This is a genomic window from uncultured Aquimarina sp. (assembly GCF_947496855.1).
Taxonomy (GTDB): domain Bacteria; phylum Bacteroidota; class Bacteroidia; order Flavobacteriales; family Flavobacteriaceae; genus Aquimarina.
This window is the reverse complement of record NZ_CANMED010000003.1, coordinates 407396-419756: the sequence shown is the minus strand read 5'-3', so window position 1 is coordinate 419756 and position 12361 is coordinate 407396. Positions and strand designations below refer to the sequence as shown.

Genomic DNA, 12361 nt, shown 5'->3' with positions numbered 1-12361 from the left:
CTATACTCGCTCTATAGAATTCTCTTCTTTATTCTTAAAAGGTCTTACAATAAGTCTTGCCGCTTTATCATAATTAATATAATTATAGGTCCAGTTAAAGAAGGTAACAAAGCGGTTTCTAAACCCAACTAAAAACCATAAGTGGATAAACATCCATATAAACCAGGCAAAAAATCCTCCAAAACGAAATTTACCTATATCTACAACTGCTTTGTTACGACCTATGGTAGCCATTGATCCTTTGTCAAAATATTTAAAAGGAGTCATTGGTTTTCCTTTTAAATGTCTTTTTAGGTTTTTCACTAAGTGATTTCCTTGTTGGATAGCTGGTTGTGCTACCATTGGATGTCCTTTCGGATAATCCTCCGTTTGCATCAAAGCGATATCGCCTAAAGCATAAACATCATCATATCCTTCAATTTGATTATAATGGTTTACCTTATATCGATTAGCTCTTGGTATAATAGCATCTGCTTGCAACCCTTCTATCGGAGCTCCTGTAACACCAGCAGACCAAATAAAAGTAGCCGTTTTTAGGGATAAATCTGTATTGGTAGATACCAGATTAGATTCATAATTTGTTACCTGCGTATTTGTATGAATATGAACTCCCATTTTTTCTAAGAATTTGCTAGCCTTTTCCGACGCATTTTCGCTCATTGGCGGTAATACTCGGGCAGCACCTTCTATTAGATGAATTTCCATAGCATTAAAATCCATATCAGGATAATCACGAGGCAGTACATTAAGTTTTAGTTCTGCAATTCCTCCTGCTAACTCTACACCAGTAGGACCTGCACCTGCTAATACAAAACGTAATAATTCTTTTCTCTTTTCTTTATCCGTAGTAATTACTGCTTGTTCTAGGTTTTCTAGTATTAGACTTCGTAAATTCAAAGCTTGAGGTAAGTTTTTCATTCGCATTGAATTTTTCTCTATGGCTTCATTTCCAAAGAAATTGGTTCGCGCTCCCGTGGCAATTACTAAATAATCATAAGTAATGCTACCTATTGCTGTATGAACCTCTTTACTCTTTGGGTCGACAGCAGTTACTTCTGTCATCCTGAAATATGTGTTCTTACCACGTTTTACGATTTTTCGTAACGGATATGCAATAGAATCAGGTTCTAAAGAAGCTGTAGAAACTTGATATAATAAAGGCTGAAATGTATGGTAATTATGTCTGTCTAATAAAACGAGTTGTACATTTTCTTTTACCATTTTTCTAGCAAGTGCAACTCCAGCAAAACCACCTCCGATAATCACTAATCTTGGTAAATTAGTATAAGGAATATTCATAAATATAATCTTGTATTACAAAGATAAATGATAATATCATATACACTATAGAATATTTATTTTTGTTAAACTTTAAGAATAAAATTACTGATTATCAGTTGATAAAGATGGTTTTTTTTTAAAAGAAACTGTAATAGATAGAAAAATTAATCTTTAATGTGTAACGGATTTGTTTTAATGTCTACATATAAGATGTAACTAACTAAAGTGAATAAAGAATTAGAACATAGTTTTGTAACCAATCTTGAGCAAAATCAAAATATTGTGCACAAGGTCTGTAGGATATATACCAATGATGCAGACTCACATAATGATTTGTTTCAGGAAATAACTATTCAGTTATGGAAAGCATATCCAAAGTTTAGAGGAGATTCTAAGTTCAGTACTTGGATGTACAGAGTTTCTTTGAATACGGCTATTACTTTATATCGTAAGTCTAAAAGAAGTATAAAAACTACGGATTTTGATGCTGTAGATTTTAGAATAAAGGCAGAAGAGTATGATGATGCAATAGAACAACAGCTTAAGTTAATGTATGCAGCAGTAAAACAACTTAATGATATAGAGAAAGCTTTGGTTTTCTTATATCTAGAAGATAAATCATATAAAGAAATTGCAGAGACTATGGGGATCTCTGAAGTAAATGCGAGAGTGAAGATGAATCGAGTGAAAACGAAGTTGAAAAAAATATTAAACCCATAATTATGGATGAATTAGAATTATTAAAAAAAGACTGGAAGAATCAAGAAGGAGGGCTTCCTAAGTTATCATATAATGAAATCTATAAGATGATTTTAAAGAAATCATCTTCAATGGTAAAATGGATTTTTGTCATTAGTGTTTTAGAATTTATTTTATGGTCTTCGATTGATATTATAGTACGGTTAAGCGGGCACTATGATGAACTTGAGGTTCATGGATTAGAAGGTTTTTCTATTTTTAGTACAATACTGTCTTATAGTATCTTGATATATTTTATGGTTCGATTTTACCTGAATTATAGAACTATCCAAACTACAGATTCAGCTGTTGTATTGATGAAAAATATACTCAATACTAGAAAAACGGTGAAACAATATATATGTATCAATATTGGTTTTTTAGCATTGACAACTTTAGTAATTACGAGTTATATGGCATTTTATACAGATGCATATACCAGTAAATCAATAGATCAAGAAGTGCCGACTTATTTAATTATAGTTACTACCCTAATCGTAGTAGCAGTTTTTCTAGTACTTTTAGCATTATTATATAGATTGATATATGGTATCTTGACAAGGAAACTTAAGAAAAATTACGAAGAACTTCAAAAATTAGAAGTTTAAAAACAAATAAAAAATCCCTGATACATTCGCTGAAAAGGGATTTTTTATTTATTCTCGTTAAAAGCCGAAGGTAACAGCTGAGGAATGAACTTAATTAATAAAGGCATTAATAAACTTCCACCAGGTAGAATAAAAATAGCTAAAGACGGAATAGTTTTACAAACATCCAATAATTGCTGTTTTACTTTTTGCTTTTCTTCTTTAGATAAATCTCTAACGGCGGATTGACCCAATAAAATCATTAAATCTTTACTTTCTGAAATTTCTTTAATTAACCTTTTCTTATTTCTAAGAATTAATACACTCACCGTTCTAGAGGTTTGTTTATAAAAGTGATGTGCGGGATTAGAATAATTAAAAAAGGAAATATCTTCTTTATGTTCTTTTACAAATGACTGTACAGAATATAGAGATTCTTTTACCCATTGATTTGGTAATCCTAGTTCTAGTCCTAGTGTGCGAATAAAATCCTGTTCTCCAAAATCAATTTCTTTATCATTCCATACCGCTAAACTGGTAAGGTCCAAAATATATCTTTTCTCTAGATCATCGGTATACTCATCCAGATCGATCTGATCAAAACTGGCATCTTCATCGGTATTAACTTTTGTATATCTTACAGATGAAGCAAATAGTTTGACCAATAACTCATCGTAATTATCTTTTTCGATTTTAGAGTTTAAAGCTAGAAAAACAATATTAGTCAAGGTTTCTTCCAGTGCAGCTGCATATTCAATAGGGTTCTTATCATGAATCAAGAAATGCTCAAAAGCCAATACATCAATAAATAATAGTGCATTTGTTAATAAGTGGCTAAAATTTTTCTTAAAAATAGATTCATTGGTTTGGATACGCGTGTGCATAATCTTCTCCAGCTTTTCACTCTTACTGGTAGTCAATGTATTGATGAAAGAGAAGAAAGATTTTTTAGTATCCAAGTATTCATAAAATTCTATAAGCGCTTTTATACAATCTTTTGGGTCACCATTATCAATGGTTTCAAAGTAGGTTATTACTAAGGCTGCAAAAAGGTTGATTTTTGTTTTCTCTTCTTCAGAATAAATAATTTCCGAATCATTAGGCAAGACTATTTCTACCGATGTACCGTAAATAAAACCTACGTTCCTAAGTCTTGAATATAACATATCCAAAGAAGACTGAGAAAGAGTGTAAACATCAAAATCTCTTAGAAATTTATCTATCCAACCAGTAGTTGAAGGGTTCATTGGTTAATTAGTTTACTGCAAAGTTAATTTTTTTTTATCTAAACGAGACGCTATGATCATTAAGATGAGTAATAAGTTAGTTAACAAACCTTTAACATTGTATAGAGAACCGAGACTTTTTTTTCCTCGTATGTATTGACGTAAACATTTAAAATTAAATAAAATGAACAAGATTAGAAAAACAAATTTATTCATCCTTGGTGGGCTTTTCAGTTTAGGAGTTGCACTTATGGCAGCGGATCATATTGATGCCCCAGCAGTCGTAGGAAACACAGCAGATATTACAGATCTTTATGCTTTTGAAGGTGCAAATCCAGATAATACTGTATTTGTAGCAAATGTTCAAGGACTATTAGCACCTGGAAGTTCAGCTACTTTTGATGAAAACGTATTGGTAGAAATTAACATCGATAATGATGGTGATTTAGTAGAAGATCTAGTTATACAAGCAATACCTAGAGATGGTATCATGTATTTTTTTGGGCCATACCAACCTTCACAAACGGGACTTAACAGCACGATTGATGAAGATACCCAATATCTAGGTCAGGTAGCGATCAGTTCAGGATCTGGCGGAACTACATCAGAAGCAAATGGAATTTCATATTTCGCAGGGTTAAGAGAAGACCCTTTCTTTTTTGATTCCAATCAATTCAATGCAATTATTGGAGGAATGGCTTCTGGAGGTTTCAATAATCCTGGTAATGATGATTTCGATGGTACCAATGTATTATCATTAGTTGTAGAAGTTCCTAATGCACTTCTAGGAGGAACATTTAGTCATCCAGCAGGAACGGGAGTTGAAGTATTTAATACTTGGGCAGAAGCAAAAAGAAAACAATAATTAGAAATTTTTAAAACAATACATATTATGAAACTTAAGAAATTAAAAAATTTATCAGCTGCTTTGATAGTTCTAGCAGGATTAGCAAGTTGTAGTAGTGATGATGACACGATAGTAATTAATCCGCCCGTTGCTTTGGATTTTTCCGGAACTTTCACACAAGAAGATCAAATGGGGCGCCCAGGAATCAATACCGTTTTTAGTGCAACACCAGATATCGAAAATAGCTTTAATGTTACTATTCCTTCTGAACAAGGAGCAAATTTTCAGTCTTTATTCGAAACTCAATTAGTAGGATTACATGATGCATTTGGAGCAACATATGAAAATAATATTTTAGGTTTAGACATTACAACCCTAACTACTGTTTTAGCATCAGATGTTTTACAAGTGGCTCCTGGAGTGCCCACAACATATTTTGATGGAACGAATGTGTTAACAGGAAGAAAATTAACAGATGATGTAATCGATGTATCCTTAATACTATTGTTTGGTGGACAAACGGGAGATCGCTTTAATGGACAGGATTTAGATAATGATGGAACTCCAGATTTACCAATACTTGTTACTGATGGAGTTAGTAATGCCGGAGAAACACCATCAAATACATTCCCGTATTTAGAGTCTCCTCATGGTTCATAAATAACGATTAAATACTTACTTCAAACTGAGTCTGTCTATTGATTAAAATCAGCCCTCAAATGATTTTATACTCTTTAATACAGGTAAATACGATAGACTCAGAATGATAGTTGAAACTCAAAAAACAAAACAAATGAAAATATCAAATAACATAATAGGTTGCATAATAGGAATGCTTATTATTTCTTGTCAAAAACAAGAAACTAGCATTACGAATCCGGAAGATTATACAGTGTATCTTACCGAGAAAAATAATCAAATAGTTGAAGAATCGAAAGGAAGGTTACAGTTTTGGAATTCTAGAATAAAGGAAGATAGTCTTCAGATTACGGCTTTAGGACCTGCAGCAGCAGCTTATACAGAATTATTTCAAGCTACCGGAGATATAGACTATCTTAAATTAGCTGAGAAAGCATTAACAAAATCTGCAGAGATAGCAGTCATTGGAAAATCAGGACATCTTTTGGCACTAGCTCATAATTATATATCACAACATAGATTTATTGAAGCAAAAGAAGCTGCTCAAGGAGCTTATCTTTCAAAAACAGATAGTAAAGCTACAGAGATGGTATTGTTTGATATCTCTATGGAATTGGGAGAATATGAAAATGCAGCCAAGTATTTAGAAAGAATAGCAAATCAGAGTGATTACGATTTTCTAATCCGTTTAGCTAAATGGAATGACTATAAAGGAAATTTGGATGCTACCATTAGGAATATGGAAAAAGCACTAAAGATTGCAGAAAGCAGCAAAAATCAAGGGTTACAATTATGGTCCTATACGAATTTAGCCGACTATTATGGTCATGCTGGTAGGATAAGAGAATCTTATGATCATTATTTAAAAGCATTAGCAATTGATCCTTCTAATGCATATGCAAAGAAGGGAATTGCTTGGATTGTATATTCCTATGAACATAAGCCAGAAGAAGCATTAAGAATTTTAGACGTACTTACTAGGAGTCATCAAAGTCCTGATTATTTTTTATTAAAAGCAGAAATAGCAGAGTTCCAAAAAGAAGATATAACTAAAAGAGTGCATCTTAAGAGATACGAGCACGCTGTTAAAGACAAACAATATGGATCTATGTATAATACACATACTGCATTACTTCTTGCCGAAGAATACCAAGCTTTTGAACAAGCTTTGGAGATAGCAGAAGAAGAAATACGGAACCGTCCAACTCCACAATCATATGACCTAAAAGCATATATACTAAATTTAAAAGGAGATCATAAAGAAGCATTATCAATTGCTGAGAATTATATAGTTCATAAGACGTTCGAGCCTTTAGCAAGTTTCCATATTGCTCAGATTTATAAAGCAAATAATTTATCAAAGAAAGCAAGTTCAATTATCGAAGAATTGATTGGAAGTAGTTATGAGTTAGGCCCTGTTATTTCTCAGAAAATAATAAATTTGTAGGTGCCTATTTTCTCCAAATTACTAAAATAAAAATCTACATGAAAAACATACTTGTGATACTTTCGCTGATATTCGGCTTGAACACTTATGCTCAAAATCAAACTTTAAAAGGAAAAGTTGTTGATACATTTGATACTCCTCTGTCTGAAGCTTACGTATATAATAACCAGGCCGAGAAACATACACATACTTTAGAAAACGGAACTTTTTTACTTCCTAAAGTAGCAACTAATGATACACTAACGATACGTCTCTTAGGTTTTGAGACCAAAAACTTGATTATTAAAAAAACTGATTTTGAAGAAGGCATCAAAATAGTATTAGAAAATAAAATTTTTCAGTTAGATGAGTTAGTTTTAAAGCAAGAAATAAATCCATTACAGTTGATAAACAAAATAGATATGAAAGTGAATCCGGTAAACTCTTCTCAGGAGTTATTGCAAAAAGTACCTGGTTTATTTATAGGTCAGCATGCTGGAGGAGGTAAGGCAGAACAAATTTTTCTTAGAGGATTTGATGTTGATCACGGAACTGATGTGTCGATTTCTGTGGATGGTATGCCTGTGAATATGGTTTCTCATGCGCACGGACAAGGTTATGCCGATTTACATTTTATAATTCCGGAAACTATTGATAAAATAAGCTTTGGTAAAGGTTCCTATACTGCCGATCAAGGAAATTTTAATACAGCTGGGTATGTAGCATTTAGAACAAAAGAGAGTTTTATTAATAATGAGATTAAAGTAGAAGCTGGGGATTTTAACACATTACGGACAGTAGGGTTATTTAATCTTCTAGAAACTTCTCCGAAAGAAAATGCTACGTTAGCATTAGAATATGTAGAGAGTGACGGTCCTTTTGAATCTCCACAGAATTTTAATAGAATTAATATAGCAGGTAAGTTTATCAAGCAATTATCGGATAACAATAAGATAGCTGTTGCCGCTTCACATTTTACTAGTCGTTGGGATGCCTCTGGACAAATACCAAACAGAGCTGTAGATCAGGGAATTATTTCGAGGTTTGGAGCTATTGATGATACAGAAGGTGGAACTACATCCAGAACTAACTTTAATCTAACATACGATAAGTTTATTGCGGATAATTCTACGTTTAAAACCAATGTGTTTTATACAATGTATGATTTTGAACTGTATTCTAATTTCACCTTTTTTCTTAATGACCCAATAAACGGAGATCAGATAAGACAAAAAGAAAGTAGAGAACTGTTTGGTTTTAATAGTGTTTTTAGTTCTACAAAGTATTGGGATCAAGTCGAATTGAAATTTAATGGAGGAATCGGGTTGCGAAATGATGCGATTGATAATAACGAATTATCCAGAACAGCTAATAGGAATGAAACACTCGAAAACGTAAGTTTTGGAAATGTAAATGAAACAAATGCATATGCTTTTGCAGATGTTACTTTTGATTTCGGGAAATTTAAAATAACGCCTGTCGTCCGCTTGGATTATTTTAAATATATCTATGAGGATGCGTTATTGGCTCCTTTTACTGTTCAATCTGAAACAAAATCTATTATAACACCAAAATTGAGAGTTTCTTATGATCCAACTGATAACCTACATTTTTTTGCAAAATCAGGAATTGGATTTCACGGTAATGATACTAGAGTAGTAACTGCCCAAAATGGGGAAGAAATTTTGCCTAAATCATATGGTGTAGATCTTGGGATGAATTGGAAACCTTTCTCAAAAGTATTTTTGAACACGACGCTGTGGTATTTAGGACTGGAACAAGAGTTTGTATATGTGGGTGATGAAGGAGTAGTAGAACCTAGTGGAAAAACAAGAAGAACCGGGATTGATATTAGTGGAAGATATCAGCTAAATGATTGGCTATTTTTAGACTCTGATGCCACGTATACCTATGCCAGAAGTATAGAAGAGCAAGATGGTAATGATTATATTCCTTTAGCACCAAAATTTACCGCAGCAGGAGGAATTAGTGTAGAGAATTTACATAATTTCTCTGGCGGAATACGTTACAGACACTTAGGAGACCGATCGGCAACAGAAGACAACAGTATTTTAGCAGAAGGATATACCGTAGTCGATGTATCACTAAATTATGAATGGAAGCAATTTGACTTTTCAGTAAGTATTGAAAATCTATTTGATACAGAATGGAATGAAACACAATTTGCTACAGAATCCAGGTTAGCAAACGAAGCCCAATCGGAAGAAGAAATTCACTTTACACCTGGTACACCATTTTTTGTAAAAACAGGAATAACCTATAGATTTTAGACTATTATGATTAATAAAATAAAGTATTGCAAAGGTAATTGAGTTAGTCGGTTTTGTTTTTTGATGTTGTTACGGAGAAAGTTTGCTTGCTGGGGGGCAGGCAGGCTTTTTCTTTGTTTAATATAAAAACTAACCGTAGATTTATTTTTTGTAATACGTTTGTATCTTAATTATGTGTATGTGTTTATAATGAAGTGTTATCGAAGTGATAGAGTAGATATTTCAATATAATTTTAAAATACATGCTAACGGATTAGTACTGCCTTTAGATATTAGTGAATCTGAAAAGAAACTTTTTTTTTGTTATTCACGGAAAATTAAAATAACAAACGAAGTTTAGCGATTAATAGGATAAAAATTAAATAGATAATATAACTAATGACGAAATATTCAATTGTAAAATTTAGTAGTATCATTTTACTCTGTGTGTTTGCTTCTTGCAATTTTTTAAATGATAAAAAAAACGAAGCAGCAGAGGAAACTGGAGATAAAGAAAAAGATAATAGGCCTTATTTCGAAGGAGAAATAAAACTATCCGAGTCCAGAGGTCTTTATGGATCTTTAACAAAAGTACATACTACTTATTTTATTTCAGAAAATAGAATAAAAAGAGAACAGCGATGGGGAGGAGTTTATAGTGTGTTGGATAATTATGCAGGTATTATTATTGACTTAAAAAAAGATAGTGTAGTAATGTACTATGCGGATAAATTTAGTGATAAAAGAAATAAACATACACTTAGTATCAAAGATTATAAATCTCAATTAGAAAATAAAGTAATGCCTAAAGGTATTCCTTCTCCTGTAGATCATACCTTTAAATTACTACCAGAATATAAATTAATAGAACAAATAAAAGATTCTACAATAATTAAAGAGTTTAGCTGTGATTTTACGAGATATCACAATGATACCGATTTTCTAAAACAAGATATATTTGATTCTAAAGAAATAAAGATAAAACGAGAATTATTAGATATGGTATTTTTAAACCTTCCCGATGAGATTAATTTTCCTTTAAAATCAGATGTGAAAACAACTTTTTCTGAAATTAGTAATGATTCGATAATTAAAGGAAAACAAACAAAAGCAATTGATCAATTGGCAAGAAACATATTGCGCAAAAAAGATTCTACTGTTAAGAAAGAAACAGATTTAGAGAAGTTATCTAAAAACAAATGGCTTAATATGGGATTACAAATTCTGAAAAAAGGAGTAGATCTAAATATTCATATTACTTCAGATGTTTCAGATTTTTCTGTTAGAGCATTATCAAGTGTAGATATTTCTATACCATCTGGCGATTTTTCTGAGATTTCGGATTTCGATGAGTTTTTAAACACTCTGCCTAGTGGTGGAGATATAGATTTTGATGATTAAGAACCAATATAGAAACATTGAAGTATTTGACTTTATAAAAGAGGATGTAATTATTTCATCATAAAAAAAGTTTACCATTCTAATTTAGAATGGTAAACTTTTTTTATGATGCTTATATAACAATCTTGTTTTAAGGAGTTTTGGTAGCTTTCTTCGGTACGATACCTGCCATTATTTCTTTATATACATGACTTAAATCTGTTGGTAATAAACCATCGTTTTTAGAATGACAAGAAAAACAGGTGCCATATTGAGAATATGCAGATCCATTTTGCGCATATGTTTCCATCGTACTATTAGCTAATTGACTTGTTCCTATTGCAACTCCAGAAGCTGTTAACGTATCTTTTACCGAATAACTTTTTCCGGTAGGAGCCGCACCGTCATTAGTCCAGGTAGCACCAATAAAAATATAATTTTTACGCATATCTCCATTTGCTAACTGTCCGAGAACGCTATTGTTTGTTGATATAATCTGACTATTAGATGCTGCAACTGAAGCATTTTCAGGATTTGGTACACCAGCATCTGCAACTCCCCATGGCTTGGTCATCTTGGTATTACTGGCAGTTATTGTTTGTTCAGGGTTTGTCTTTGTATTGGCTACAATATCCCCGCTTTCATATTTCATATGTGATTGATTATAAGTGCTACTTGCGCTATCATCGTTTAGTAACCAATCATTTCCGGTATCGGCAGCTACAGTTATGGTTTCAGGAGGAGTAGAATTGTTAAGGTATTTATAGGATAGATTAGGAGCATTATTAACGTGTTCAAAAGTTGCCCATACCATTTCAGGATGACCAGCGGTACTACCTACTATATGAATTCCTATTAAAGCAAGTTTGGCCTTTCTGGTAGGTTTTGTAGTGTTTGGCGTCCAGAGAGTATCTGTTTTTGTGTAGTTAGGTACGATCGCATCCATAGTAATATAATCATTACTATCAGATAAACCAGTTACATCTACCCAAGATGTTTTTATTTCTATAGCCAATGTTTCTGGATCTTTTAATGGTTTACCTATACTGGTAGCAAAAGTTTCAATGCTATCCAATGTAGTCTGAGTAGTTGGAAATTCATTATCAAAAAGTTTTCCAGTTTTAGCACCAAGCACAAACTTTGCGTATACATCGTTTACCATAGTAATATAATATAAGATAGAATCATTTTTTTGCGCGATCAATACATCATCAGTTGCTTGACCTTCTTCAGAATCAATTGGTAAATCGTTTTTTTGAGTGTTGGCTACCGCAGTTATCATTTGACCAGATACATGAGGTATTAATGTTCTTTCTTTTACATTATTTACAACATTAATTGGAGAAACTGTATAAAAAGCAGGAGTTTCTATTACAGTTCCACTTTTATAATCTCCTTCTTGTTTAGGAGATGTCATCCAAAGAAACATTTGTTCTGACCATTTATAAAAATCACAATTGTTTTGATGTGTAAATGTCACACTATTAGCAGGTGTTACAATTCCATTTTTGGAAACACTTTTAGACTTAAACCATGAACTGAAATCAGTAGGTGTTACGACACAAGATTTTAAAACGTCTGCCGGGAGTTTCGAATTTATTGGAGTTATTGCCGCAATTAATGTTTCGGTATCTTCACTTGGAGGATTCGTAACATATTCCTTTTTATTATTTTTATTACACGCTACAATGGTAATTACCATTAGAGTAAGCATCAATAAAGCTTGAAAAGATGATTTTTTCATTTGTTAGTTGTTTAGTTAGTATGATTTTATTCTATTAGAAATATATAGACTAAAATTACCCCAAAAAAAACAACTATAACAGCGTATTTATACGGGTTTTTGGCAGTGTTAGTTTTCGATAAATAAACAGGTAAAAACCTTACTGATGTTTAATAGAGTTCAGTTATTTATAATGTTTTACGCACAAAACAAGATTAAAAATGAAGTAAATATTATTTTAATT

General features: G+C 32.1%; 8 protein-coding genes and 1 pseudogene. 6 read left to right on the top strand and 3 right to left on the bottom strand.

Translation table 11 applies throughout. The annotated features are described in order from the left end of the window. Complete coding sequence (locus Q0921_RS11270; protein ID WP_299256822.1) at positions 1-1299, bottom strand: NAD(P)/FAD-dependent oxidoreductase; 1299 nt, start codon at positions 1297-1299, stop codon at positions 1-3. Between the two features lie 207 nt (positions 1300-1506). On the opposite strand from Q0921_RS11270, the gene Q0921_RS11265 reads away from it, so the two are divergent. Then, positions 1507-2001 carry a sigma-70 family RNA polymerase sigma factor gene (locus tag Q0921_RS11265; RefSeq protein WP_299256820.1) on the top strand — a complete coding sequence of 165 codons (495 nt, stop codon included), beginning with the start codon at positions 1507-1509 and terminating at the stop codon, positions 1999-2001. 2 nt (positions 2002-2003) lie between these two features. Next, positions 2004-2627, top strand: coding sequence for a hypothetical protein (locus tag Q0921_RS11260; RefSeq protein ID WP_299256818.1), 624 nt, complete (start codon positions 2004-2006; stop codon positions 2625-2627). Between the two features lie 44 nt (positions 2628-2671). On the opposite strand, the gene Q0921_RS11255 is transcribed toward Q0921_RS11260, so the two are convergent. Beyond that, the gene (locus tag Q0921_RS11255) at positions 2672-3853 is read right to left on the bottom strand and encodes an LETM1-related biofilm-associated protein (RefSeq protein WP_299256816.1); all 1182 of its coding nucleotides are present in this window, start codon (positions 3851-3853) and stop codon (positions 2672-2674) included. A gap of 172 nt (positions 3854-4025) precedes the next feature. On the opposite strand from Q0921_RS11255, the pseudogene Q0921_RS25075 reads away from it, so the two are divergent. From Q0921_RS25075 to Q0921_RS11230, 4 genes and pseudogenes are all read left to right on the top strand, one after another. Next, positions 4026-5339, top strand: a pseudogene (locus tag Q0921_RS25075) (DUF4331 family protein). A 133-nt stretch (positions 5340-5472) separates the two neighbouring features. After that, positions 5473-6765, top strand: coding sequence for a tetratricopeptide repeat protein (locus tag Q0921_RS11240; protein WP_299256812.1), 1293 nt, complete (start codon positions 5473-5475; stop codon positions 6763-6765). Between the two features lie 38 nt (positions 6766-6803). Further along, positions 6804-9035, top strand: coding sequence for a TonB-dependent receptor (locus Q0921_RS11235; RefSeq protein ID WP_299256809.1), 2232 nt, complete (start codon positions 6804-6806; stop codon positions 9033-9035). A 378-nt stretch (positions 9036-9413) separates the two neighbouring features. Further along, positions 9414-10415, top strand: a complete 1002-nt coding sequence (locus tag Q0921_RS11230; RefSeq protein ID WP_299256807.1) for a hypothetical protein — start codon at positions 9414-9416, stop codon at positions 10413-10415. Between the two features lie 130 nt (positions 10416-10545). Here Q0921_RS11230 and Q0921_RS11225 read toward each other — a convergent pair whose 3' ends face one another. Continuing rightward, positions 10546-12138, bottom strand: a complete 1593-nt coding sequence (locus tag Q0921_RS11225; protein ID WP_299256805.1) for a hypothetical protein — start codon at positions 12136-12138, stop codon at positions 10546-10548. Positions 12139-12361 lie beyond the last annotated feature (223 nt).

What these genes read in the sequence shown, in the direction of transcription:
- Q0921_RS11260 (WP_299256818.1), top strand. Translation starts at nt 2,004, where the DNA reads ATGGATGAATTAGAATTATTAAAAAAAGACTGGAAGAATCAAGAAGGA.
- Q0921_RS11225 (WP_299256805.1), bottom strand. Translation starts at nt 12,138, where the DNA reads ATGAAAAAATCATCTTTTCAAGCTTTATTGATGCTTACTCTAATGGTA.
- Q0921_RS11255 (WP_299256816.1), bottom strand. Translation starts at nt 3,853, where the DNA reads ATGAACCCTTCAACTACTGGTTGGATAGATAAATTTCTAAGAGATTTT.
- Q0921_RS11270 (WP_299256822.1), bottom strand. Translation starts at nt 1,299, where the DNA reads ATGAATATTCCTTATACTAATTTACCAAGATTAGTGATTATCGGAGGT.
- Q0921_RS11240 (WP_299256812.1), top strand. Translation starts at nt 5,473, where the DNA reads ATGAAAATATCAAATAACATAATAGGTTGCATAATAGGAATGCTTATT.
- Q0921_RS11235 (WP_299256809.1), top strand. Translation starts at nt 6,804, where the DNA reads ATGAAAAACATACTTGTGATACTTTCGCTGATATTCGGCTTGAACACT.
- Q0921_RS11230 (WP_299256807.1), top strand. Translation starts at nt 9,414, where the DNA reads ATGACGAAATATTCAATTGTAAAATTTAGTAGTATCATTTTACTCTGT.